The organism is Streptomyces sp. NPDC048383 (assembly GCF_040651775.1).
Lineage (GTDB): Bacteria > Actinomycetota > Actinomycetes > Streptomycetales > Streptomycetaceae > Streptomyces.
Map to the genome: position 1 here is coordinate 42,418 of NZ_JBEZKS010000040.1, position 24,648 is coordinate 67,065.

21 protein-coding genes are annotated in these 24,648 nt (G+C 73.1%); 8 read left to right on the plus strand and 13 right to left on the minus strand.

All coding sequences use genetic code 11. From position 1 onward, the window contains the following. Positions 1-65 precede the first annotated feature (65 nt). Positions 66-1,142 (plus strand): prolipoprotein diacylglyceryl transferase, encoded by a 1,077-nt coding sequence (gene lgt, locus AB0D46_RS25250; protein WP_362880619.1) that lies wholly within the window; start codon positions 66-68, stop codon positions 1,140-1,142. An 85-nt stretch (positions 1,143-1,227) separates the two neighbouring features. Here lgt and AB0D46_RS25255 read toward each other — a convergent pair whose 3' ends face one another. Genes AB0D46_RS25255 through AB0D46_RS25285 form a run of 7 tightly spaced genes read right to left on the minus strand, consistent with a single transcriptional unit; the run spans position 1,228 to position 9,494 of the window. Next, a complete protein-coding gene (locus tag AB0D46_RS25255) occupies positions 1,228-2,037 on the minus strand; it encodes a CoA ester lyase (RefSeq protein WP_362880620.1) in 810 nt (269 codons plus the stop codon). Then, positions 2,034-3,275, minus strand: a complete 1,242-nt coding sequence (locus AB0D46_RS25260; protein ID WP_362880621.1) for a CoA transferase — start codon at positions 3,273-3,275, stop codon at positions 2,034-2,036. Before AB0D46_RS25260 ends, AB0D46_RS25255 begins: the two co-directional genes overlap by 4 nt. Beyond that, positions 3,272-4,180, minus strand: a complete 909-nt coding sequence (gene rbsK / locus AB0D46_RS25265) for a ribokinase (protein ID WP_362880622.1) — start codon at positions 4,178-4,180, stop codon at positions 3,272-3,274. The genes AB0D46_RS25260 and rbsK overlap by 4 nt, the downstream gene beginning before the upstream one ends. Then, on the minus strand, positions 4,177-5,805 hold the full coding sequence (locus AB0D46_RS25270; protein WP_362880623.1) for an ADP-ribosylglycohydrolase family protein: 1,629 nt from the start codon (positions 5,803-5,805) through the stop codon (positions 4,177-4,179). The genes rbsK and AB0D46_RS25270 overlap by 4 nt, the downstream gene beginning before the upstream one ends. Continuing rightward, the gene (locus tag AB0D46_RS25275; RefSeq protein ID WP_362880624.1) at positions 5,802-6,956 is read right to left on the minus strand and encodes an ADP-ribosylglycohydrolase family protein; all 1,155 of its coding nucleotides are present in this window, start codon (positions 6,954-6,956) and stop codon (positions 5,802-5,804) included. Before AB0D46_RS25275 ends, AB0D46_RS25270 begins: the two co-directional genes overlap by 4 nt. A 7-nt stretch (positions 6,957-6,963) precedes the next feature. Beyond that, positions 6,964-8,511 carry an ADP-ribosylglycohydrolase family protein gene (locus AB0D46_RS25280; protein WP_362880625.1) on the minus strand — a complete coding sequence of 516 codons (1,548 nt, stop codon included), beginning with the start codon at positions 8,509-8,511 and terminating at the stop codon, positions 6,964-6,966. Further along, positions 8,508-9,494 carry an ADP-ribosylglycohydrolase family protein gene (locus AB0D46_RS25285; RefSeq protein WP_362880626.1) on the minus strand — a complete coding sequence of 329 codons (987 nt, stop codon included), beginning with the start codon at positions 9,492-9,494 and terminating at the stop codon, positions 8,508-8,510. The genes AB0D46_RS25280 and AB0D46_RS25285 overlap by 4 nt, the downstream gene beginning before the upstream one ends. Before the next feature lie 268 nt (positions 9,495-9,762). Between AB0D46_RS25285 and AB0D46_RS25290 the strand changes: the two genes are divergently transcribed. The 3 genes from AB0D46_RS25290 (at position 9,763) to AB0D46_RS25300 (ending at position 16,899) form a co-directional block, all read left to right on the plus strand. Continuing rightward, entirely contained in the window at positions 9,763-10,494 is a 732-nt protein-coding gene (locus AB0D46_RS25290) for a VIT1/CCC1 transporter family protein (protein WP_362880627.1), read from the plus strand. 341 nt (positions 10,495-10,835) lie between these two features. Continuing rightward, positions 10,836-15,446, plus strand: a complete 4,611-nt coding sequence (gene gltB, locus AB0D46_RS25295) for a glutamate synthase large subunit (RefSeq protein WP_362880628.1) — start codon at positions 10,836-10,838, stop codon at positions 15,444-15,446. Next, complete coding sequence (locus AB0D46_RS25300) at positions 15,439-16,899, plus strand: glutamate synthase subunit beta (protein WP_362880629.1); 1,461 nt, start codon at positions 15,439-15,441, stop codon at positions 16,897-16,899. The genes gltB and AB0D46_RS25300 overlap by 8 nt, the downstream gene beginning before the upstream one ends. A gap of 135 nt (positions 16,900-17,034) precedes the next feature. Here the strand turns inward: AB0D46_RS25300 and AB0D46_RS25305 are convergent, their stop codons facing one another. Both AB0D46_RS25305 and AB0D46_RS25310 read right to left on the minus strand, forming a co-directional pair. Then, a complete protein-coding gene (locus tag AB0D46_RS25305; RefSeq protein ID WP_362880630.1) occupies positions 17,035-17,808 on the minus strand; it encodes a GntR family transcriptional regulator in 774 nt (257 codons plus the stop codon). Positions 17,809-17,811: 3 nt separating this feature from the next. Then, positions 17,812-18,354 carry a UTRA domain-containing protein gene (locus tag AB0D46_RS25310; protein ID WP_362880631.1) on the minus strand — a complete coding sequence of 181 codons (543 nt, stop codon included), beginning with the start codon at positions 18,352-18,354 and terminating at the stop codon, positions 17,812-17,814. Positions 18,355-18,501: 147 nt separating this feature from the next. Between AB0D46_RS25310 and AB0D46_RS25315 the strand changes: the two genes are divergently transcribed. Then, positions 18,502-18,885 (plus strand): ATP-binding protein, encoded by a 384-nt coding sequence (locus tag AB0D46_RS25315; RefSeq protein ID WP_362880632.1) that lies wholly within the window; start codon positions 18,502-18,504, stop codon positions 18,883-18,885. 75 nt (positions 18,886-18,960) lie between these two features. On the opposite strand, the gene AB0D46_RS25320 is transcribed toward AB0D46_RS25315, so the two are convergent. Continuing rightward, positions 18,961-19,626 carry a hypothetical protein gene (locus AB0D46_RS25320; RefSeq protein WP_362880633.1) on the minus strand — a complete coding sequence of 222 codons (666 nt, stop codon included), beginning with the start codon at positions 19,624-19,626 and terminating at the stop codon, positions 18,961-18,963. A 206-nt stretch (positions 19,627-19,832) separates the two neighbouring features. On the opposite strand from AB0D46_RS25320, the gene AB0D46_RS25325 reads away from it, so the two are divergent. After that, positions 19,833-21,152 carry a DUF1906 domain-containing protein gene (locus tag AB0D46_RS25325; protein ID WP_362880634.1) on the plus strand — a complete coding sequence of 440 codons (1,320 nt, stop codon included), beginning with the start codon at positions 19,833-19,835 and terminating at the stop codon, positions 21,150-21,152. Here AB0D46_RS25325 and AB0D46_RS25330 read toward each other — a convergent pair. Together AB0D46_RS25330 and AB0D46_RS25335 are read right to left on the minus strand one after the other, a co-directional pair. Then, positions 21,145-21,672, minus strand: a complete 528-nt coding sequence (locus AB0D46_RS25330) for a pyridoxamine 5'-phosphate oxidase family protein (RefSeq protein ID WP_362880635.1) — start codon at positions 21,670-21,672, stop codon at positions 21,145-21,147. The genes AB0D46_RS25325 and AB0D46_RS25330 overlap by 8 nt on opposite strands. 36 nt (positions 21,673-21,708) lie before the next feature. Beyond that, the gene (locus AB0D46_RS25335; RefSeq protein WP_362880636.1) at positions 21,709-22,437 is read right to left on the minus strand and encodes a VWA domain-containing protein; all 729 of its coding nucleotides are present in this window, start codon (positions 22,435-22,437) and stop codon (positions 21,709-21,711) included. A gap of 64 nt (positions 22,438-22,501) precedes the next feature. On the opposite strand from AB0D46_RS25335, the gene AB0D46_RS25340 reads away from it, so the two are divergent. Next, positions 22,502-22,816, plus strand: coding sequence for a flavin reductase family protein (locus AB0D46_RS25340; protein WP_362880637.1), 315 nt, complete (start codon positions 22,502-22,504; stop codon positions 22,814-22,816). On the opposite strand, the gene AB0D46_RS25345 is transcribed toward AB0D46_RS25340, so the two are convergent. Further along, positions 22,735-23,322 (minus strand): PadR family transcriptional regulator, encoded by a 588-nt coding sequence (locus AB0D46_RS25345; RefSeq protein WP_362880638.1) that lies wholly within the window; start codon positions 23,320-23,322, stop codon positions 22,735-22,737. The two genes, AB0D46_RS25340 and AB0D46_RS25345, sit on opposite strands and share 82 nt — an antisense overlap. Before the next feature lie 111 nt (positions 23,323-23,433). Between AB0D46_RS25345 and AB0D46_RS25350 the strand changes: the two genes are divergently transcribed. Further along, entirely contained in the window at positions 23,434-24,648 is a 1,215-nt protein-coding gene (locus AB0D46_RS25350) for an LLM class flavin-dependent oxidoreductase (protein ID WP_362880639.1), read from the plus strand.

Here is a 24,648-nt window from a genome sequence, read left to right on the forward strand (position 1 = left end):
TTTGATGTCAGCTTGCCGGGTGGGTTGCGGTCGGTACCGCCCGGCAAGGTAGCGTCAGCTCTGCCATGACCCTTGCCTATATTCCCAGTCCGTCGACCGGCGTGATCCATCTCGGACCGATCCCGCTCCGCGGCTACGCGTTCTGCATCATCATCGGCGTCTTCGTCGCCATCTGGCTCGGCAACAGGCGTTGGATCGCCCGCGGCGGAAAGCCCGGCACGGTCGCGGACATCGCCGTGTGGGCGGTGCCGTTCGGCCTTGTCGGCGGTCGCCTCTACCACGTGATCACCGACTACCAGCTGTACTTCGGCGAAGGCCGCAACTGGGTCGACGCCTTCAAGATCTGGGAGGGCGGCCTCGGCATCTGGGGCGCCATCGCGCTCGGCGCGGTCGGTGCCTGGATCGGCTGCCGGCTGCGCGGCATCCCGCTGCCGGCCTGGGCCGACGCCCTGGCCCCCGGCATCGCCCTGGCCCAGGCCTGCGGTCGCTGGGGCAACTGGTTCAACCAGGAGCTGTACGGCCGGGCCACCGACCTGCCGTGGGCGGTGAAGATCACCGAGGGGCCGAACCGCGAGGCCGGCACCTACCACCCGACGTTCCTGTACGAATCGCTGTGGTGCGTCGGCGTCGCCGTGCTGGTGATCTGGGCCGACCGCCGCTTCAAGCTCGGACACGGGCGGGCCTTCGCCCTGTACGTCGCCTCCTACTGCGCGGGCCGCGGCTGGATCGAGTACATGCGCGTCGACGAGGCCCACCACATCCTGGGCCTGCGGCTGAACGTGTGGACCGCGATCGTGGTCTTCATCCTGGCCGTGACGTACTTCGTGCTGTCGGCGAAGCTGCGCCCGGGTCGCGAGCAGGTCGTGGAGCCGCAGGCTCCCGTGCCCGCGGTCGACACCCCGGCCGAGGGCGGGGCGAAGGACGCCGCGGCCGGCCCCGAGGCCGTCAACGCGGTCAACGCGGTCAAGGACGCACCGCGCAAGCCGGCCGGGCCGGGCGAGAAGCCGGGCGCCGGGGCGCCGAAGCCCGCGGGATCCGGCAAGGCGGATCTGACCAAGGGCGGCGGGGACAAGGCCGCCCAGGACCAGGCTCCGCAGGACCCCGCCGCCCAGGACAAGGCCGCGGAGGCCGGGAAGAACTGACAGCGGCCGAACAGCCGGAAGGGTCCGCTCCGGAAGGGGGCGTCGCGCGGGTCGCGGCGCCCCCTTCGGGCTGTCGCCCCGGCTGCTATCCCGACCGGCGCGACAGGGTCAGCGTCCGGTGGGCGGCCGCCACCACCGCCGGGTCCACGAACCGGCCGTCGGGCAGCGCCAGGGCGCCCGACATGGCCCGTGAGGCCGACACGATCTCCTCGGCGGCCGTGACCTCCTCCGGACCCGGCAGGTAGCACCGTTCGATGACCGGGAGCTGGCGCGGATGGATCGCCGCCCGGCCCAGGAAACCCAGCGAGCGGCCGCGCACGCAGGAGTCGGCCAGCGCCTCCAGGTCCCGGATGTCGGGGAACACCGACTGCGCCGGCGGCGCCAGACCCGCCGCCCGGGCGGCTACCACCACCCGGGAACGGGGCCAGTCCAACCCTGCCTCCGCGCTCACCCCCAGATCGGCCCGCAGGTCCGCCTCGCCGAGGGCCAGCCCCTGCAGGCACGGGTGCGCGCGGGCGATCTCGTACGCCCGCTCCACCCCCAGCGCCGACTCCAGCAGCGCGTACAGGGCCACCCCGCCGGTGCGGTCGGCGACCCGGGTGATCTGCTCCGGGGCGTCCACCTTCGGCAGCCGCAGTCCGGCGAGACCGTGCAGCCGGGCCAGCGCCGTCAGGTCGGCGCCCGCCCAGGGCGAGCCCGGGGCGTTGACCCGGACGTGGACGGGGACCGGCGGCCGCTCGGTGAGGAGTTCGGCGGTGGCGGCCCGGGCGTACTCCTTGCGGGAGACCGACACGGAGTCCTCCAGGTCCACGATGACGGCGTCGGCCCCGCAGTGCAGGGCCTTGGCCACCACCTCCGGACGGTCTCCGGGTGCGTAGAGCCAGGTCAGGATCACAGTGCCCCCTCGGTGCGCAGCGCGGCGATCTCGTCCCGGGTCAGGCCGAGCTCGGTCAGGACCTCCTCGGTGTCCGCGCCGTGCGGGCGGCCCGCCCAGCGGATCCCGCCGGGCGTCCCGGACAGCCGGAAGAGGACGTTCTGCATGCGGATCGGACCCAGTTCCGGGTCCGTGACCTCGGTGATCGTGTCGAGGGCCGCGAACTGCGGATCGGCCATGACGTCCCGTACGTCGTACACCCGGGCGACGGCCGCCTCGGCCGCCTCGAAGGCGGCCACGGCCTCGTCCGCCTTGCGCCGGGCGATCCAGTCGCCGACCGCCCCGTCCAGCACGTCGGCGTGTTCGGCCCGGCCGGCGCCCGTCGCGAACCAGGGCTCGGCGGCCAGCTCGGGCCGCCCGATCAGGCGCACGACGCGTTCGGCGACGGACCGGGCCGAGGCGGACACCGCCAACCAGTGGCCGTCCGCGCTGCGGTAGGTGTTGCGGGGGGCGTTGTTCACGGACCGGTTGCCGGTGCGCCGCTGCACGTAGCCGAGCTGGTCGTACCAGAGCGGGTGCGGGCCGAGCACGGTCAGGATCGGCTCGATGATGGCCAGGTCGACGACCTGCCCCCGCCCGGTGCGGTCGCGGCCGGCGAGCGCCGTCATCACCGCGTACGCGGTGGTCAGCGCGGCGATCGAGTCGGCGAGCCCGAAGGGCGGCAGCGTCGGCGGGCCGCCCGGTTCCCCGGTGATCGCGGCGAAGCCGCTCATGGCCTCGGCGAGGGTCCCGAAACCGGGGCGGTGGGCGTACGGACCCCGCTGGCCGAACGCGGTGACGCGGGCGAGCACCAGGCGCGGGTTGGCCGCCGACAGGTCGGGCCAGCCCAGGCCCCACTTCTCCAGGGTGCCGGGGCGGAAGTTCTCGATGACCACGTCGGCGTCGGCGGCGAGCCGCAGCAGGGTGTCCCGGCCGCCCGGGGTCGACAGGTCGAGGGTCATCGTCCGCTTGTTCCGGCCGAGCAGCTTCCACCACAGGCCGACGCCGTCCTTGGCGGGGCCGTGGTCACGGGACGGATCGGGCCGGTCGGGGTGCTCCACCTTGACCACCTCGGCGCCGAAGTCGCCGAGCAGGGTGGCGGCCAGCGGACCCGCGAACAGGGTGGCCAGGTCGAGGACGCGCAGCCCGGCGAGCGGGCCGGACGCGGGGTCGGCGGCCGTGGGCGCGGCGGGGCCGGCGTGCGTGCGCGGGCCGGTCATCGGGGGAGGCCCAGGCCGGCGGCGAACGCCACCAGTTCGGCGCGGTCCGGCATCGAGTCCTGGGCGCCGGGCCGTTGCACCGACAGCGCGGCGGCGCACCCGGCCCACGCGAGGGCCTGCGGCATCGGACGACCCTCGCCGAGCGCCACCGCGAGGGCGCCGACGAAGGTGTCACCGGCGGCGGTGGTGTCCACGGCCCGCACCCGGGGCGCCGCCACCACCACCGGCTCCCGGCCGCGCGCGGCGTGCAGCACCCCCGCCGCGCCCAGGGTGATCACCACCTCCGGGACGTCCTGGAGCAGTGCTTCGGCGGCGCGGTGTGGATCGGTGAGCCCGGTGAGGGCGGCCGCCTCGTGCTCGTTGGGGACGAGCAGGTCGGTGGCGGCCAGCAGCCCGGCCGGCAACGGCTGGGCGGGGGCCGGGGTGAGGATCGTACGGACCCCGTGGGCGCGGGCGGCCGACGCGCCCGCGAGCACGACCTCCAGGGGCAGTTCGAGCTGGAGGAGGAGGCAGTCGGCGGCCGCGATGCGGGCGTCGTCGCCCGGCTCCAGGGCGGTGACGCGGGCGTTGGCCGCCGGGATCACGATGATGCTGTTCGCGCCCTCGTCGTCCACCGTGATGTGGGCGGTGCCGCTGGCGCCCTCGACGGTGCGCAGGGCGGCCGTGTCGACCCCGCGCGCCTGGAGCGCGGCGCGCAGCCGCACCCCGAACTCGTCGGCCCCGACCGCGCCGATCATCACCACCTCCCCGCCGAGGCGGGCGGCGGCGACCGCCTGGTTGGCGCCCTTTCCGCCGGGGACGGTGCGGAACGCGCGGCCGGTGACCGTTTCCCCGAGACGGGGGGCCTTGGACACGTAGGCGACGAGGTCCATGTTCGTACTGCCGAGCACGGCGATGGCCGTCATGAGCGGGCTGCCTCCTGGGCGGTGAGGTGGGCGAGGGTGTCGAAGCCGATGCCGTCGAAGCCGGCCACGCCGGTGGAGAGCCGGTTCTTCAGCGGTGCCGTCCAGCGGTCCGGGATCCGGCCGGGCGATCCGGCCAGCAGCCCGGCGAGGGAACCGGCGGTGGCCCCGTTGGAGTCGGTGTCCCAGCCGCCGGACACCGCCCGGCAGACGGAGTGCGTGAAGTCGCCGTCCGCGTGGGTGAGGGCGGCCGCGAGCAGCGCGGTGTTCGGGAGGGCGTGTACCCAGTGGTAGTGGCCGTAACAGGCGTGCAACCGGTCCACGACCCTGTCGAAGTCCGCCTCGTCGCAGGCGGTGCGGATGCCGAAGCGGACGGCCTCCGCCAGCCGTGACCGGGGCGGTACGACGGCGAGCCCGGCCCGCAGCGCGCCGTGCACGTCGGCCCGGCCGCCGGCGGCCTCGGCGAGGGCGGCGGCGACGAAGAGGGCGGCGTAGATCCCGTTCGCGGTGTGGGTGAGCGCGGCGTCGCGGTGCGCCTGGGCCGCGGCGGCGGCCGGTTCGCCGGGGTTCGTCCAGCCGTGGACGTCGGCCCGGATCAGGGCGCCGATCCACTCGCGGAACGGGTTGTGATGGCGGGCCGTCAGCGGGGGTTCGAGGCCTTGGAGCAGGTTGCGGTAGGCGATCCGCTCGGCGGTGAAGGTCCGGCCGGCCGGCAGTTCGTCCAGCCAGAGCCGGCCGAGGTCGGCGGTGGTGAAGCCCTTGCCGTGCCGTTGCAGGAGCAGCAGGCCGAGGAGGGGGTGGTTCAGGTCGTCGTCCTCGGGGGCGCCGTCGATGTTCTCGGCGAGGGAGGTGCCGGCGGAGCGGCGGTTCCACGGGTGCGCGGCGAGCAGCTCCGCCGGGACGCCGTGGGCGGTGAACCAGTCGGACAGCGGCCAGTTGCCGGTGGCCCGGGCCAGGGCCCGGATCCCGTCGAGGGGGAGCTTCTCCACGGGCTTGCCGAGGACGCAGCCCGCCGCGCGCCCGACCCAGGCCGCCTCCAACCGCTCCCGCAACGCGGCGTCCGCCGCCCGGGGCGGGCTGTCCGGACCGTGGGCGCGGGCCGCCCGGGGGTTCCGGTCCGCGACCGGGGGGTTGGCGGCGCGGTCGGGGGAGGGGGCCGGGGGGACGGCTCCGGGCGGGGTCGGGTCGGGGTTCCGGTCCGGGTCCGGTCGGACGGTGCCGGGCGGGGTCGGCACACCGGCCCCGGGTGGGGGCGGTTGGGCGGCCCCGTGCGAGGAGGGTGGGGCGACTCCGGCCGGGCCCGGGCCGGGGCCCGGGTCCGGTGGTGGTGGCCAGGTGGCTCGGACGGCGGGCCAGGTGCTCGGTTCGTCGGCGTCCGAGGGGGGTGGGAGGGCGTCGAGTTCGGTCAGGAGGCGGAGCGCGAGGGCGCGCAGCTCCGGTGGGGCCGGTTCGGCGGCGGCGCCCGCGCGGGCGGGGGCCGGGCGGCCGCCCGCCGCCAACCACTCCCGCAGGACGGGCCCGGCGTCCCGGCCGTCCTCCCGCGCCTGCCGCAACTCGTGGCCGAGCAGGTCCTCCGGCTGCGCCCAGGTGAGGCGTACGAGGGCGCCGGGGGAGTCGGCGGCCGTCACCGCGGGGACGCCATCGCCGCGAAGGCGCTCTCGTGCGCCCGGCGCCGTTCCCGGTCCCGGTCGAAGACCTCCCGGGCCACGGCGGCCAGTTCGGCGGCCGGGGCGTGCAGGTCGAGGCGGCTGGCCTCGGCGACCCGCTTGGCCCAGCCGGCCGGTACGGCGGCCTCCCCGCCCAGCGCGCCCGCGACGGCGCCGGCCATCGTCGCGATGGAGTCGCAGTCCCGGCCGTAGTTGACGGCGCCGAGCACCGAGGCCTCGTAGGCCCCGTCGCCGACCAGCAGCATGCCGAGGGCGATCGGCAGTTCTTCGATCGAGTGCAGGCGCGAGGGACGGCGGGCCCCGAGGGAGGGGTTGCGGTAGTCCGGGCCGACCGAGTCGTACGGGGCCGCCGCCGCGCGCAGCGGGGCCAGCGCGGACTCGAAGTCCCGGTACCGGGAGGCGACTTCGCACACGGCCGCGATCGCCGACCGGGTGCCGTCCTTGGCCAGCGACAGGGCCGTCTCCACGACCGAGGCGGCCGTCGCGCCGGGCGCGCAGGCCGCCGCGATGGCCGCCGCGAAGACGCCCGCGGCCTCGCGCCCGTACGAGGACTGGTGGGCGCCGGTGACGTCCAGGGCCTCGGCGTACGCGGCGGCGGGGTTGCCCGCGTTGACCAGGCCGACCGGCGCCACGTACATCGCCGCACCGCAGTTGACGATGTTGCCGGCGCCGGCCTCGCGGGGGTCGGCGTGCGCGTAGTGCAGCCGGGTCACGATCCACTTCTCGGCGAGGAAGATCCGCTGGAGGGGCAGCGCCTCGGCTTCGAGTTCGGGGATCCAGCGCGGGGTGGACATCAGGTCGGGGACGAGGTGTTCGGCGACGGAGTAGGCGTCGAGGTGGTCGCGGACCGTCGCGTAGACCCGTACCAGCGCGTGGGTCATCAGGGTGTCGTCCGTGACGTGTCCGTCGCCCTTGTGGTACGGGGCGATGGGGCGGGCGGTGCGCCAGTCCTCGTACCAGGGGCCGACGATGCCGTGCACGCGACCGCCGTGCCGTTCCACGATCCGCTCCGGGGACCAGCCCTCCACGGGGCCGCCGAGCGCGTCTCCCACGGCGGCCCCGATCAGGCTGCCGGTCACCCGGTCGTCGAGGGTGAGGGGGGTGTGCGTCATGTCCGAATCATCCCTTGGGTGAGGTGAGTTCCGTACGGGTGAGCAGCGCGGCGAGTTCGACGAGGTCGGTCCCGGCGAGCCGGGGCAGCGCGCAGCCGGACAGCACGCGGCAGGCCTCCCGCCAGGAGGCGGGCAGGGAGTCGCCGCCGCCGAGGGCTCCGGTGAGGGCGCCGGCGAGGGCGGGCGCGGAGTCCGCGACGCGCGACAGGCAGGCGGCGGCGGGGACGGCCTCGGAGACCTCGCCGCGGGCGGCGGTGGCCAGGGCGAGGGCGACGGGGACGGTCTCGGCGGCGGCGATGCCGTAGCTGTAGACGTGGTCGACGATCTGGTGTTCCAGGAGCGGGACGAGGGCGAAGGCGCCGCCGCCCGGGTCGGCGCGGGCGAGGGCGACGGCGTGCCGGGCGTTGCGGCCGATCTCGGTGGCTCCGGGCAGCTGTTCCAGGGCGGCTTCGACGGCGGCGTCGGTGTCCGCGCCGGCGAGGGCGGTGGCGAGGGCGGCGGCCATGGCGCGGGCGCCGTGGACGCCGTCGCCGTCCTGGGTGTAGCGGGCGTCGAACTCGGCGAGGTCGGCGGCGGCGCGGGGGTCGCCCGGGTGGACGACCGCGAGGACGCAGGCCCGGACGCAGGCGGCGTCGTCGAAGTAGTGCGGGTTGTCGTGCCCGGTGGCGGGCGGGCGCAGGCCGGCGGCGAGGTTGCCGAGACCGGCGCGTACGGAGATCCGGGCGCGCAGCGGCAGGACGGCGGACTCGACCTCGGGCGCGCGGTCCGCCGCCGCGGCGACCTCGGAGGCCAGGGCGTTCCACGCCAGGTCGATGGCGGCGCGCATGCGGCGGGACCGGGACAGGTCGCTGAGCAGCACCCCGGCGGCGGTGAGCACGGACTCGGCGGCGAAGGCCGCCCACTCGGCGTCGTCGGACGGGCCCAGCCGCAGGGGCTCGGGGGGCTGGTTCAGGGCGATGGGGACGGGGAGGGTGGTGGTGGCGTTCTGCTCCGCGAAGGTGTCGAGCTCGCGGGTGAGGCGGCGGGTCCACTCGGGCATCCGGCTGGCCCGGTGCCGGGCGGCGGGCCAGCCGGCCGCGTCGCCGGCGGCGAGCCCGAGGAGCAGCCCCTCGATCCGCCGGGCCGCCTGCGGCGGGGCTCCGGGGGGTCGGGTGCCGGGCTCCGGCTCCCGGTCGGGGGCTTCGGCGGGCGCCGCCGCGGGGGCCGCCCGCTCGGCGACCACGAGCCGCGGGCCGCCCCGGCCGGGTTCGTTCCGCAGGTCCCCTCGGGCCGCCGGCCCGCCGGCCGCCCCCGTCCGTGCCCGCGCCGCGGCCGCGGCCCGGAAGCCGGCGTCGGCACGCCCCGCCGCCCCCGGCGCGACCGCGACGACGGTGAAGGCCGGGGTACGGGCGCCGGCCCCCGTACCGGTGCGGTCCGGGTCGTCCGGGTCACCGGCCGCACCGGAGGTGGCCGGCGTGCCCGCGGGGTTGGGTTCGGGCGGGTCGGCCGTCGGGGGCGGGCCGGGCGGTGTGGCCGGGGTGGTCGTCGTGTTCGGGGTGTAGGGGGGTGGGGTCATCGGGGGGTCTCGGATTCGGGGGTGAGGAGGTCCGCGATGTCCAGGACGTGGTAGCCCCGCATCGAGGGGAGGCAGCTGCCGCGTACCGGGCCGATGACCGCCGCCCAGTCGGCGGGGATCGCCGCGACGCCGGACATGGCCCCGGACAGGGCGCCCGCCACGGCGGCGGTGGTGTCGGCGTCCCGGCCCATGTTGACGGCGGTCAGGACGGATTCCGTGAAGTCGCCCCGGCACGCGGCGAACGCGCCGAACGCCAGGCCCACCGCCTCCGGCGCCAGGTCCGTCCACGGGTACCCGCCGATCACGACCGCCGAGCGGACCGCCCGTTCGCCGCGCGGGGCGGCCGTCACGGCGCGGCGCAGGGAGCGGGCGGTCCAGGAGTCGGACGGGATCACGGACAGGGCCGCCGAGACGACGGAGGCGGGGGAGCCGCCGGCCATCGCGGCGGCGACGCCCGCCGCGACGGCCTGGCCGCCGTAGATGCCCTCGCCGTCGTGGCTGACGGTGCCGTCGATGGCGACGAGGCGGGCCGCCTCGGCGGGCCGGCCCGCCGCGAACACCCCGAAGGGGGCGGCCCGCATGGCCAGCCCGTCCGACCAGGCGTGGCGGTGTTGCGCCGAGATGGGCGCGGCCAGCCCCCGGCGGAGGTTCTCCAGGGTGCCCCGTTCGGAGAAGCCCGCGCCGCGGAAGGGGCCTTCGTCGAGGTCGGCGATCCAGTGGTGCCAGGCCCGTTCGACGTGCGCGACGGTCAGGGCGGAGCCGTGCCGGGCCAGCAGCAGGCCCGAGAAGATGGCGTACTCGGTGTCGTCGGTGCCCGCCGGATCGGGGGAGACGAAGCCTTCGATCCGGCCCCACGTGGCCCGGATCTGCGACGGCTTCATGTTCTCGGCGGGGGCGCCCAGCGCGTCACCCACGGCGAGGCCCAGAAGAGCGCCCCTGGCCCGTTCGAGGAGGACCTGCTGATTGCATGCAATCAGCTCCATGGCGCGCCTCTCCACTTGATGGGACTCATGATGAGCCCTTGGGGGATTTGTGCCATGGCATGTGGTTTGTCGGTCGCCGCGAAACACCCCCCGAACGCCCCCGTCACCCGGTCGCCGAGGGACGAAACCCCAGGTAAGTACGGCCTTCCTTGCTGGCGGGCGGCAAAAATCGTGCGTAGTTTCGAGGTGTTCAGGGGGAGTGGCCCCGCGTGGGCCGGGCTCGCGTGGCTTTCGCGTACCCGCACGCACAAATGGGGAGGATCGACGCATGTCCATCATCGACATCGAAGCACCGCTGCACACCGCCCACCGTGACAACCACACCCACCGGGACGTCAACGGTGGATGGCTGCGGCCGGCCGTGTTCGGTGCCATGGACGGACTGGTCTCCAACCTCGCCCTGATGACCGGCGTCGCCGGCGGCGCGGTCGCCCCGCAGACCGTCGTGATCACCGGACTGGCCGGTCTCGCGGCCGGCGCCTTCTCGATGGCCGCCGGTGAGTACACCTCGGTGGCCTCGCAGCGCGAGCTGGTCCTGGCCGAGCTCGACGTCGAGCGCCAGCAGCTGCGCAAGCACCCCGTCGACGAGATGGAGGAGCTGGCCGAGCTGTACGTCTCGCGCGGGGTCGAGCCGACGCTGGCCCGCGAGGTCGCCATGCAGCTGTCCCGGGACCCGGAGCAGGCGCTGGAGATCCACGCCCGCGAGGAGCTCGGGATAGACCCCGACGACCTGCCCTCGCCGGCCGTCGCCGCGATCTCCTCGTTCGGCTCCTTCGCGCTCGGCGCGCTGCTCCCCGTACTGCCGTACCTGCTCGGGGCGACCAGTCTGTGGCCCGCGGTGCTGCTCGCGCTGATGGGACTGTTCGCCTGCGGCGCGGTCGTCTCCCGGGTCACGGCCCGGTCCTGGTGGTACAGCGGCCTGCGTCAGCTCGTCCTGGGTGGCGCCGCCGCGGGTGTGACGTACATCCTGGGCACGTGGATCGGCAGCGCCGTAGGCTAACCGTCGCGGGAGTGAGACACTATGCAGTGCGCAACATAAGTAGTTCGTTACTCGGTGGTTTCGAAATCATGTCCACCGGGCATTCCACCTTGGCGCGCGGGCAATGATGCCCGCCTCGCGCCGGGACCTCCGCCCCGGGTCGTGGCCGCAGAAGCACTGCGGAAACGGCTACGGCCTCCGCGAAGGTCCCTCTTCTTCCTGCTTCGTGCGATGTCCGCATGTTGGAACGCAATATCCGCTTCTCGGGATTGCCGTCATCATGTAACCTGCACGAAATTTCGCAGAGGGCCAACGTCGTCCCTCGGCTATGCACATATGCCACGACGACGACGGGAGAGCCGATGCGTTCCGCATCCACGCACTCCGCGACCGGCCCCAGCACCAACGCCTGGTCGCCCATGGACGGTCGCCCCGCCCAGCAGGGCATGTACGACCCGCGCAACGAGAAGGACGCCTGTGGCGTCGGATTCGTGGCGAACCTCACCGGCGAGGCGACCCACACCCTCGTCGAGCAGGCACTGACCGTACTGCGGAACCTTGAGCACCGTGGCGCGACCGGCTCCGAGCCGGACTCGGGCGACGGCGCCGGAATCCTCTCCCAGGTCCCCGACGCGTTCCTGCGCGACGTGGCCGGTTTCGACCTTCCCGAGGCCGGCGCCTACGCCGTCGGCATCGCCTTCCTCCCCGCCGACGGCACCGCACAGGCCGTCGCCGTGGAGCAGATCGAGGCCATCGCCGCCCAGGAGAACCTCACGGTCCTCGGCTGGCGCGAGGTCCCTGTCACCCCCGACCTGCTCGGCAACGGCGCCCGCGCCACCATGCCGGCCTTCCGTCAGCTCTTCGTGAGCAACGGGACGACCGGCATCGAGCTGGACCGCAAGGCGTTCGTGCTGCGCAAGCGCGCCGAGCGCGAGGCCGGCGTGTACTTCCCGTCGCTCTCCGCCCGGACCATCGTCTACAAGGGCATGCTGACCACCGGCCAGCTGGAGCCCTTCTTCCCGGACCTCTCCGACCGCCGCTTCGCCTCGGCGCTCGCCCTGGTCCACTCCCGGTTCTCGACGAACACCTTCCCGTCCTGGCCGCTCGCCCACCCGTACCGCTTCGTCGCGCACAACGGCGAGATCAACACGGTCAAGGGCAACCGGAACTGGATGAAGGCCCGCGAGTCCCAGCTGGCATCCGACGCCTTCGGTGACGGCGCCCTGGACCGCATCTTCCCGATCTGCACCCCGGACGCCTCCGACTCGGCCTCCTTCGACGAGGTCCTGGAGCTGCTCCACCTCGGCGGCCGGTCGCTGCCGCACAGCGTGCTGATGATGATCCCGGAGGCGTGGGAGAACCACACCTCCATGGCCCCGGCCCGCCGCGCCTTCTACCAGTACCACTCCACGATGATGGAGCCCTGGGACGGCCCGGCTTGCGTCACCTTCACCGACGGCACCCAGGTCGGCGCGGTCCTCGACCGCAACGGTCTGCGCCCCGGCCGCTACTGGGTCACCGACGAGGGCCTCGTCGTCCTCGGCTCCGAGGTCGGCGTCCTCGACATCGACCCGGCCAAGGTCGTCCGCAAGGGCCGGCTCCAGCCCGGCAAGATGTTCCTCGTCGACACCGCCCAGAAGCGGATCATCGAGGACGACGAGATCAAGGACGAGCTCGCCGCCGCCGCTCCGTACGCCGAATGGCTGGAGACCGGCGAGATCGAGCTGACGGACCTGCCCGAGCGCGAGCACATCGTCCACACCCACGCCTCGGTCACCCGCCGCCAGCAGACCTTCGGCTACACCGAGGAAGAGCTCCGCGTCATCCTCGCGCCGATGGCCCGCACCGCCGGCGAGCCGCTCGGCTCCATGGGTACGGACTCGCCGATCGCGGCCCTGTCCGAGCGCCCCCGGCTGCTCTTCGACTACTTCACGCAGCTCTTCGCGCAGGTCACCAACCCGCCGCTGGACGCCATCCGCGAGGAGCTCGTCACCTCGCTGCTGTCCTCGCTGGGCCCGGCCGGCAACCTGCTGGAGCCGAACGCCGCGTCCTGTCGCAGCGTCACCCTGCCGTTCCCGGTCATCGACAACGACGAGCTGGCCAAGCTCATCCACGTCAACGCCGACGGCGACATGCCCGGCATGAAGGCCGCCACGCTCTCCGGCCTCTACCGGGTCTCCGGCGGCGGCGAGGCCTTGGCCGCCCGGATCGACGAGATCCGCGGCGAGGCCGACGCGGCCATCGAGGCCGGTGCCCGTCTGATCGTCCTCTCCGACCGTCACTCGGACGCCGAGCACGCCCCGATCCCGTCGCTGCTGCTCACCTCCGCCGTGCACCACCACCTCATCGCCACCAAGCAGCGCACCCAGGTGGGCCTGCTGGTCGAGGCCGGTGACGTCCGCGAGGTCCACCACGTCGCCCTGCTCATCGGCTACGGCGCCGCCGCGGTCAACCCGTACCTCGCCATGGAGTCCGTCGAGGACCTGCTGCGCGCCGGTACCTTCCTGACCGGCCTGGAGCCGGAGCAGGCCATCAAGAACCTGATCTACGCGCTCGGCAAGGGCGTCCTGAAGGTCATGTCCAAGATGGGCATCTCCACCGTCGCCTCCTACCGCGGCGCCCAGGTCTTCGAGGCCGTCGGCCTGAACGAGGAGTTCGTCGGCGCCTACTTCAACGGCACCGCCACCAAGATCGGCGGCGCCGGCCTGGACGTCATCGCCAAGGAGGTGGCCGCCCGTCACGCCAAGGCGTACCCGGCCTCCGGCATCGCGGCCACGCACCGCGCGCTGGAGATCGGCGGCGAGTACCAGTGGCGCCGCGAGGGCGAGCCGCACCTGTTCGACCCGGAGACGGTCTTCCGCCTCCAGCACGCCACCCGCAACCGCCGGTACGACATCTTCCGGCAGTACACGGACCGCGTGAACGAGCAGTCCGAGCGCCTCATGACGCTCCGCGGCCTGTTCGGCTTCAAGGACGCCGAAGGCGGCGGCCGCCCGTCGATCTCCATCGACGAGGTCGAGCCGATCTCCGAGATCGTCAAGCGCTTCTCCACCGGAGCCATGTCGTACGGCTCCATCTCCAAGGAGGCGCACGAGACCCTCGCCATCGCCATGAACCAGTTGGGCGGCAAGTCCAACACCGGTGAGGGCGGCGAGGACCCGGACCGCCTCTACGACCCGGCGCGGCGCTCGTCCATCAAGCAGGTCGCCTCCGGCCGCTTCGGTGTGACCTCCGAGTACCTGGTCAACGCGGACGACATCCAGATCAAGATGGCGCAGGGCGCCAAGCCCGGCGAGGGCGGCCAGCTGCCCGGCCACAAGGTGTACCCGTGGGTCGCCAAGACCCGCCACTCCACCCCGGGCGTCGGCCTGATCTCCCCGCCGCCGCACCACGACATCTACTCCATCGAGGACCTCGCCCAGCTGATCCACGACCTCAAGAACGCCAACCCGGTCGCCCGCATCCACGTGAAGCTGGTTTCCGAGGTCGGCGTCGGCACGGTCGCCGCGGGCGTCTCCAAGGCGCACGCGGACGTGGTCCTGATCTCCGGCCACGACGGCGGTACGGGTGCCTCCCCGCTCACCTCGTTGAAGCACGCGGGCGGACCCTGGGAGCTCGGCCTCGCCGAAACCCAGCAGACGCTGCTGCTCAACGGGTTGCGCGACCGCATCGTGGTCCAGACGGACGGCCAGCTCAAGACCGGCCGGGACGTCGTCATCGCCGCGCTGCTCGGCGCCGAGGAGTTCGGTTTCGCGACCGCGCCGCTCGTCGTCTCCGGCTGCGTCATGATGCGCGTCTGCCACCTGGACACCTGCCCCGTCGGCATCGCCACCCAGAACCCGGTGCTGCGCGACCGGTTCTCCGGCAAGCCCGAGTTCGTCGTCAACTTCTTCGAGTTCATCGCGCAGGAAGTGCGCGAGATCCTCGCCGAGCTGGGCTTCCGCACCATCGAGGAGGCCGTCGGCCACGCCGAGCTCCTCGACACCAGCAAGGCCGTCACGCACTGGAAGGCGCAGGGCCTCGACCTGGAGCCCCTCTTCCACGTGCCCGCGCTGCCCGAGGGCGCGGTCCGCCACGCCCTCATCGAGCAGGACCACGGTCTGGAGAAGGCCCTCGACAACGAGCTGATCAAGCTCGCCGCCGACGCGCTGAACGCCGCGACGGCCGTGGACGCCCAACCGGTCCGCGCCCAGGTCGCGATCCGCAACATCAACCGGACCGTCGGCACGATGCTCGGCCACGAGGTCACCAAGAGGTTCGGCGGTGCGGGCCTGCCCGACAACACCATCGACCTGACCTTCACCGGCAGCGCCGGCCAGTCCTTCGGCGCCTTCCTGCCGAAGGGCATCACCCTCCGCCTGGAGGGCGACGCCAACGACTACGTCGGCAAGGGCCTCTCCGGTGGCCGCGTCGTCGTCCGCCCGGACCGCGGCGCCGACCACCTCGCCGAGTACTCCACCATCGCCGGCAACACCATCGGCTACGGAGCCACCGGCGGCGAGATGTTCCTGCGCGGCCGCACCGGCGAACGCTTCTGCGTCCGCAACTCCGGCGCCCTGGTCGTCTCGGAGGGCGTGGGCGACCACGGCTGCGAGTACATGACCGGCGGCCAGGCAGTCGTCCTCGGCGAGACCGGGCGCAACTTCGCGGCCGGCATGTCGGGCGGCACCGCCTACGTCATCGACCTCGACCCGAACAACGTCAACGTCGGCAACACCGGCGCGGTCGAGACCGAACTCTCCGACACCGACAAGCAGTGGCTGCACGACGTGGTGCGCCGCCACGAGGAGGAGACCGGCTCGACCGTGGCCGCGAAGCTCCTCGCCGACTGGCCCGCCTCGGTGGACCGGTTCAGCAAGATCATCCCCACCACGTACAAGGCAGTGCTCGCCGCCAAGGACGCCGCTGAGCTGGCCGGACTCTCGGAATCCGAGACCACGGAGAAGATGATGGAGGCGGCGACCCATGGCTGACCCGAAGGGCTTCCTCACCACCGCGCGCGAAACCGCCTGTTCCCGTCCCGTGGCTGACCGCCTCAAGGACTGGAACGAGGTCTACGTCCCGGGCTCGCTGCTCCCGATCATCAGCAAGCAGGCCGGCCGCTGCATGGACTGCGGCATCCCGTTCTGCCACAACGGCTGCCCGCTCGGGAACCTGATCCCGGAGTGGAACGACTTCGCGTACCGCGAGGACTGGACCGCCGCGTCGGAGCGCCTGCACGCGACGAACAACTTCCCGGAGTTCACGGGCCGGCTGTGCCCCGCTCCGTGCGAGTCGGCGTGCGTGCTCGGCATCAACCAGCCGGCCGTCACCATCAAGAACGTCGAGGTCTCGATCGTCGACAAGGCCTGGGACAGCGGCCACGTCACCCCGCAGCCCCCGGAACGGCTGTCCGGCAAGACCGCCGCCGTCATCGGCTCGGGTCCGGCCGGTCTGGCCGCCGCCCAGCAGCTGACCCGGGCCGGCCACACCGTGGTCGTGTACGAGCGCGCCGACCGCATCGGCGGCCTGCTGCGCTACGGCATCCCCGAGTTCAAGATGGAGAAGGTGCACATCAACCGCCGCATCGAGCAGATGCGCGCGGAGGGCACCAAGTTCCGTACGGGCATCGAGGTCGGCCGGGACATCACGGCCACCGACCTGCGCAAGCGGTTCGACGCGGTCGTCATCGCGGCCGGCGCCACCGTCTCCCGCGACCTGCCGGTCCCGGGACGCGAGCTCGGCGGCATCCACTTCGCGATGGAGTTCCTGCCCCTGGCCAATAAGGTCCAGGAGGGCGACTTCATGGCCCCGCCGATCACGGCCGAGGGCAAGGACGTCATCGTGATCGGTGGCGGTGACACCGGCGCGGACTGCGTGGGCACCGCCCACCGTCAGGGCGCGGCCTCGGTCACGCAGCTGGAGATCATGCCGAAGCCGGGCGAGGAGCGCAACGCCAACCAGCCCTGGCCGACGTTCCCCATGCTGTACAAGGTCACCTCGGCGCACGAGGAGGGCGGCGAGCGGGTCTACTCCGTCTCCACCACCCACTTCGAGGGCGACGAGAACGGCCACGTGAAGGCCCTGCACCTGGTCGAGGTCGAGTTCGTCGACGGCAAGCTCGTCCAGAAGCCCGGCACCGAGCGCGTCCTCCCCGCGCAGCTGGTCACCCTGGCGATGGGCTTCACGGGCACCGACCAGGAGAACGGCCTGGTCCAGCAGTTCGGTCTGGCGCTGGACGCGCGCGGCAACATCGAGCGCGACGCCTCCTACACGACCAACGTCGACGGCGTCTTCGTCGCCGGTGACGCCGGTCGCGGCCAGTCGCTCATCGTCTGGGCCATCGCGGAGGGCCGCTCGGCCGCCCGCGGCGTGGACCGCTTCCTGACCGGCAGCAGCGCCCTCCCGTACCCGGTCAAGCCGACCGACCGCTCCCTGATGGTGTAACACCCCCCCCCGCGGTACCCCCGCCCCCCGGGGCGGGACCCCTCATACGGTCCGTACAGCGAAGTGCGGAACCCCGACACGGCGCCCGTCATGTCCCCGACCAGGGATGACGGGCGCCGTGGCGTTCGGGGAGGGTTATTGGGGATCGAACTCGTACCGCAGCTCGTACAGGTGCCCTGCCTTGACCATCACCGTGACCTCGATGGTTCGCTGGTCGTCCCCGTACACCGTACGAAGGGTGCGGAGGATCGGAAGGTCGCCGGGCAGCCGGAGGGTGGTGTACTGCTCCTGTGTCGCGACCCTGGCGGAGATCCGGTCGACGCTGCGACGGGGCGGAAACCCCAGTTCTGCGAGCAGCGTCGGAGTGCCACCTCGGATCCTGCGCGGTTCGGTCAGCGGAGTGCCGTGGGCGATGTCCGGCGGATAGTACGAACTCACCAGCTCCGCAGGTTCGCCGTCGATGCGGATCAGCAGGCGGCGGCACACGGCCGGACTTCCCTCAGCGCATCCGAGTGCGGCGGCGACGTCACCAGTGGTGCGAACCTCTTCGACCGCGAGCAGCGTGCTGCGTGCGGCCGAAGGTTGCTCGGAGAACTCGGCGAGCCATGGGTACGCTTCTCCGTCCACCGCCCGTGTGAGGGATTTCGCGGGTCGGAGGGTTCGCTGTCGGTTCTCCCGCACCGTGACAGCGGCTCCCGCGCGGCCGATCGCGAGTCCTTCGTCCTTCAGGAGCTGAACGGCCTTCTGGATCGTGGCGTTGGAGGCGTCGAACCGGGCCTTCAACTGTGCGGTCGACGGCAGTTTGGCTCCTGGCGCGATACCGCCGCTCATGATCTCGTCGCGGAGATCGGCAGCGATGCGGGCGTGGAGCGGCCGCGGATCGAGTGCTTCGGCTTCGGAGCGGGGCAAGGGTCAACCGATCCTGATCTCGTACCGCAGCTGTTGACGGGTGGCCGGCATGACCAGCACGTCCGCTTGGATAGGTCGGTCCGCCGTGTCATAGGTAATGCGCGTGAGTTGGAGCACTGGTTCGCCTGAGCCGAGGCGGAGCTGCTCGCGTTCCTCGACGCGCGGCATCCTTGCCGTCACATTCTCCACGACCCGTACGCCTACGTGTCCGAGGGTGGCGAGGAGGGTCACGGCGCCGCCACGGATCTTTTCCTTGGCGGCCAGAGGGGTGCCCGACGCGATGTCCGCCGGGTAGTACGTGTCCGTCAACTCGTTAGGTTCGTCGTCGAGTTCGATGATCCGGCGGCGCACCACTACGGGGTCTCCCTCGGGCAGGCGTAGGAGGGGCGCTACGTCTGCGGGCGCCGGAACCTTGCCTGCGTGGACGATGCGCTGACTTCCGGTGCGGCCCACCGCCCTGGCCTCGTTGGCCCACGCGTCGGTGGTGCCGGCCGCTCGCGGGGTCAGGTACGGCATCGATGTGCTGGTCCACTCATTGCCGCTCACGATGCCTCCTGGATGTGGTGAATGCTCCAACCCCCCACGGTATGCGACGGGATGGAGTGAGCCCACCCTCGCAAACCTTGCCGCCTTTCGCGAATAGCGATACGTTCGGTGTGGTTCTGGAAGCACAGAGTGAAGGTGGTGGGGCCTGTGTCCTTGTCCCGGCAGCAGCGTTTCCCTCGCGCGCGCACCTCGGTGCGTGCTGCCAGGCAGTTCGTCGGTGACACGCTCGCCGAGTGGGGTGCGTACGAGCGGCGGGACGACATGCGGCTCTGCGTTTCGGAGCTTGCTTCGAACGCCGTGCTGCATGGAGTTCCGTGGGGGCGTGAGTTCTCCGTCCGCATTGCCCGAGGGGCGGGGATCCTGTGGCTCGAAGTGCGCGACAGCGGGCCGGGTCGCCCGACTGCGCAACCCGCGGAACCTGACGCCGAGCGGGGCCGGGGGCTCTGGCTGGTGACCGCCCTCGCGGACGAATTCGAGATCCGCGGTGACCGAGTCGGTAAAACGGCCTGCGCCGGGTTCAAGTCGCCTTAAGTCTGCGCCGAGTTGCCGGCGGTCCCATTGCCCGCCGGCTCCGCGCATCGAGGGGGCGGGCACCTTTCAGGTCGACTACTCCGGCTGGACCACCGTGGCGCCCCAGCGTATGGACGGTGACGAGGCCTTCACCTCGGCGCCGAAGCCGCCCTTCAGCCCGGTGCCGAGGGGGACGGTGACACGGGCCGGGGTGCCGGACGGGCAGTCCAGGGTGAAGGGCGCCGGGTTCCTGTCGGGGTGCTCGTCGACGCGGAACGTGACCTCGATGCCGCCGCCCTCGCAGGCGAAGGTGGTGAAGCCGTCCAGCCACGGTGCCAGCCCGCCCGAGACGAAGCCGCCGTCACCGACCTGCTCCTGGACCCAGATGAGCCCGTCCGGCCCCGGGTAGCCGATGAGTTCCTCGTCCGCATGGGCCTGGCCCGCCCCGAGCGTCGTCGCCAGAGCGGCGCCGAAGGCCGCGAGCGTGACGGCGCCGCGGCCCCCCTGAACGTCTGCGTGTACTTCATGTCTTCCCCCGTGAGTTCGCGAACGTGTTCGACGCGCACCACGCCAACCGGTCCCACCGACAACACCCCTGGAGCCGGGGGGAAGCCCGGGACCGCGCCCCGCGCGGTGGACCGCCCGGTAGGCGGTCAGGGTCGGACCGGGCCCTCGCCGCGGTGTTCCTCCCGCCGGACAACCCGGGACCGTGCTGACCGAGCGGGGCCGGTGGGCGGCGCACCACGGGGGTGTGCGCCGCACACCGGCTCCGGTCCGGACGGTGCCCCGACGCGGCCCGGAGGCCCGGTTCGCTCGTGCGGGTGACGGGGGCGCCGCCCCACCCGTCGGCGCGTCAGGAACACCGCAACCGGCGGGCGTTCCCGCGCCGCGACCCTGGGCCGGACGGACCATCCGGGCCGCCCGCCGGCCCGGCGGGGCGGCCGCGGACTCTGGTACCTCTGGGCCCCATGCCCTCCCGAACGCCGCTGCGCCGCCTGTTGGGCGCCGCCCTGCTGCTGCCCGTCGCGTCCCTGGCGCCCGCCGTCACCGCCGCCGCGGCCGAGCGGACCGTCGACTACCAGGGTCTGCGCCTGGACCTGCCCGCCGACTGGCGGGTCATCGACCTCGACCGGCACCCCGAGGCCTGCCTGCGTCTGGACGTGCCCACCCTGTACCTCGGGCACGCCGGCACCCAGAGCGAGTGCACCGGCCGGGCCGCCGCCACCCGCGCCGACACCCTCCACCTGGAGCCGATCGCCGGCGCCCCGCCGCGCGCCGACATCCCGACCCTCGCGGTCGACGGGGGCCGGGCCCTGCCCCCGACCGAGGGGGACAGCAACGAGGTGCGGTACGCCCTGCGCCGCTCCGGGGTGATGGCCACCCTCTCGTACGGGGCCGCGCCCGACACCGTACGGGCCCTCCTGGCGCGGGCCGTCGCCGCCGGCCGATCCCCGGCCGAGGCCGAGGGCGCCGTCGCCCGGTCGGGGCCGGCCGCTGCCGTCGTGAGCGCCGTCCGGGCGGCCGTCCGGGCGCCCCGCTCAGCGCAGGAGGCCTTCACCGGCGAGGGGTTCGACGCCTGCACCGCCCCGAACCAGCGCTCGATGGACAGCTGGCGGGCCCGCTCTCCCTTCCGCGCGGTCGGCGTCTACATCGGCGGCCGGGCCCGGGCCTGCGCCCAGCCGCAGCTCACGGCCGCCTGGGTCCGCCGGCAGGCCGCCGCGGGCTGGCACCTGATGCCGATCTGGGTGGGCCCGCAGCCCTGGCACAGCAAGAGCACCGGGCTGTCGACCGACCCGTCCCGGGCGAACGAGCAGGGCCGGGACGCCGCCGACGGGGCGGTGGACGCGGCCCGTGCCCTCGGACTGCCCGAGGGCACGGTGCTCTACAACGACCTGGAGAACTACTCCGACCGCGCGACCTGGGACGCCCCTTCGGTGGCCTACCTCACGGCGTGGACGGTCCGGCTGCACGAGCGGGGCTTCCGCTCGGGGGCGTACGTGGCCGCGAGCTCCGGGGTCAAGGCGCTCAGCGCCCACTACCACCAGGCCCCGCAGGCCATGCCCGACGTGCTGTGGGGCGCCCGGTGGAACGGGGCGGCCTCGGTCTCCGACCAGGACATGGGCCTGTCCGGGCGCACCCCGCAATGGGTCGGGCCGCGCCGGGCCCACCAGTTCCGGGGCGACCACGACGCCTCGTACGGCGGGGTGACCCTCAACATCGACCGGAACTGGCTGGACGTGGACCCGGCCGCGCTCGGCCCCGTCGGCGGACTCCCGCCGCTCAGCTGACGGCCGGCCGCCCGCCCGGCGGGTCCTCGCGCGGCGGCTCGTCGTCGTTGCCCCGGCGCAGGGTGCGCACGCCGCCCGCCGGGGTCCAGGACCGCACCACGAGGTCGTCGCCGTCCACGCCGATGTGGACCACCTCGGTCAGGTCGGCGTGGAAGAGGTGGAAGGGGTGCGGGCTCTCGGTCTCCTCCGCGTAGCGGTGCAGCTCCGGCGGGTCGATGATCTCCACGGCCCGCCCGGAGATCCGTACGTCCCCGTCGGGCATCGTCTCGCCCTCGCCCGGGTTGGTGTGCAGGGCGAACCGCGGATCGCGCTGGAGGTCCTTGGCCTTCATGGACCCCGCCATCATGCCGAGCCACAGTTCGCCGCCGCGGAAGTCGACGTTGAGGCCGGCCACGCGGGGGGAGCCGTCCTTGCGGAGGGTGGCGAGGACGTGGTGCGGGAACCGGGCGAAGCGGGCCCGGACGGCCGCCGCGAATTCGGGTTCCGCCTCTTCGAAGGCGGACCAGTTGTTCGTCGTCATCCCTCCATCAAAGCGCCCGGGATCGACGACGGGCGGTCAGGCGCGCACGATCCCCGCCGCGCGGGCCGCGACGAGCCACGCCGGGAACTCGCCGAGGAGCCGGTCGTAGAGCTCCGAGTCCGCCACCGCGCGCGGGTCGGTGCCGGCGTGGAAGTAGCCGGCGTTGTCCACCACCCGCTTCGCGGGGACGGGCAGCTCGTCCAGCCTGCGCAGGAAGTCGAACTGGCCGCTACGGGTGTTGCCGAAGCCGACGAACTGCCAGAACAGCGGGAGCCGGGCCGCCTTGCACAGGTACCTCTCCGCCGCGAGCTTGCTGCTCGGGCCGCCGTCCGTCTGGAAGACGACCAGAGCCGGTTCGCTCGCCCCCGAGTCCAGGTAGTGGTCGATGACGGCTTCCATCGCCGCGTCGTAGGAGGTCTTTCCCATGTGGCCGAGGCCCGCGGCGATCGCGTCGACGCGACCCCCGTGCCCGCCGAGAGTGATCTCCTCGACGGCGTCGACCTCCGTGGAGAAGAACACCACCGGGATCCGCCCGTCGTCGTCCAGGTGCGCGGACAGGCCCAGGACCCGGTCGGCGAGCGCCTGGACGCTGCCGTCGCGGTAGTACGGGCGCATCGACCCGGAGTGGTCGAGGACGAGGTATACCGCCGCCCGGCTGCCCTCCAGGCCGTGCTTGCGCAGCGAGATCCCGGCGCTCTTGTACAGGTTCACCAGGGCCGGAGCGGTTTCCCGTACCTTGCGGAGGTCGATCGCGCTGCCCGTCATGGGCCCGAGGGTACGTCAGGGCGGTGGCACGAATCCGAGCATCGCGGCAAGTCGTTCCCGGTGCGTGGCCGGCGCCCCGAACAACTGGCTGCCGCCGTGGGCGCGTTGGAAGAGGGCCGCCGGCGCGCCCCGGCGGCCGGGCGCGGCCGGCGCGCCCCTGCTCGACGGGGTCCTCGCGACCGTGGAGTGCGAGGTGGAGGACGTGCTGGACGGCGGCGACCACCTCATCGCGCTCGGCCGCGTCACCACCTTGACCGCGCACCGCGGCGGCGCGCCGCTGCTCTACTTCCGGCGGGCCTACGGGCGCTTGCCGGGCTCCTTCGGGAGGGCGTCGATGTCCTCCAGCATGGCCGCCGCGAGGTCGCGCTCGGAGGCGTAGTACCGCTCGGCCCACTTGAGGGTGAGCGCGGGGTACGCCCACGCCGCCTCGTCCTTCACGCCCTCGGTGTCGGCCACCGCCCGGCGGCGCATCTTATCCGCGAACTCCTGGTGCCCGACCAGTACTTCGCGCATCTGCTCCGGCTCCAGCAGGTGGCCCAGCCACATCCGCAGCATCGGCCCGTGCTTGAGCACCGGCGGGTCGACGGGCGCCTCGCGCGCCCATTCCCGTACGGCCGCCATGCCCTCGTCGGTGATCCGGTAGACGCGCTTGTCGCGGGTGCCGGTGTCCTGGGCGATCATCCGCGAGGTGGCGTAGCCGGCCTTCTCCAGTCGCTTGAGCTCGCTGTAGATCTGACTGAAGGACGGGCTCCAGTAGAAGAAGCGCAGGGACCAGTCCGACCACTTCTTCAGGTCGTAGCCGGACAGCTCCTCGCCGAAGGAGAGCAGGCCGAGCACCGCCCAGCTGGTCGCGGGGAGCGTGCGCTTGTTCGTGTCGTCTGCCACGCAGCGCAGTCTACGACCGCTCCCCGCAGTGCCCTTCCCTCCGAAGAGTGTGACTGCTAGAAGTATTCCTATTAGAAACACAGGCCAGGTCCCGGACGGAGGAACCTCACCGTGAAGTTCTCGATGATCTTCGAGGCGCAGCTCGTCGACCCCACCCCCGAACGTGAACGCCAGGTCATCCACGACTGCGTCGAACAGGCCGTCTTCGCCGAGGAGATGGGGTTCGACCGGATCTGGGCGGTCGAACACCACTCACTCACCCAGTACGCCCACATGAGCGCCTCGGAGATCTTCCTGACCTGGGTCGCCGCCCGGACGCGGAAGATCCGCATCGGCCACGGCGTGGTCACCATGCCCTTCGGCTACCAGCACCCGGTCCGCGTGGCCGAACGGGCCGCGATGCTCGACGTGCTGTCCGGCGGACGCGTCGACATCGGCGCCGGCCGCGGGGCCACCCGCCAGGAGATGTCCATGTACGGGGTGCGGCCCGAGGACACCTACCCGCAGATGGAGGAGGCGCTGCGGATCTTCTCCGCGGCCTGGCGCGAGCGGGAGTTCGAGTGGCACGGCTCCCTCGACATCGGGCCCGGGGCGATCCTGCCCCGACCCGTGCAGGACCCGCACCCGCCGCTGTTCATGGCCTGCTCCAAGCACGACACCCTCAAGCTCGCCGCCGAACTGGGCATCGGAGCCCTGGTGCTGGGTTTCGCCGGTGCCGACGACGTACGCACCATGCGGAAGGTCTACGACGAGGCCATCGCCGGCCGCACCGGCGAGCGCCTGGTGTCCAGCGAGGTCAACGACCACCTCTCCGCGCTGTGCCCGACGATCGTCCTCGACGACGCCGAACGGGCCCTGCGCCTGGGCACCCGCGGACAACGCTTCTTCGCCGAGTCCATCGCGCACTGGTACGGCAACGCCCCCGCGCCCACCGGCTGGTCCGAGGACGAGGACGCCGCGTCCCACGCCGCCGCGCTCGCCCGGGGCCGCGACGAGCTGGTCGCCCGCCTGCACGAGGCCAACATCCCGGCCCGCCCGGTCGACACCGGCACCTACAACGCGGAGCACGCGTACGGCGGCGCCGAGACGGCCATCGCCTACGTGGAGCAGCTCCGCGAGATCGGCGTCGACGAGGTGATGTGCCTGATCCAGATGGGCACCGTGCCGCAGGAGGCCTGCATGGAGACCATCCGCCAGTGGGGCGAGAAGGTCATCCCACACTTCCGTGCCCTGGAAGAAGCCCCGGAAGCCCGGGACGCGCAGGCCGCCCGGGCCGCCCGGGCCGCCCGGGACGCCGCCGGGGCCGCCCCGGCACTGGAGGGCTGA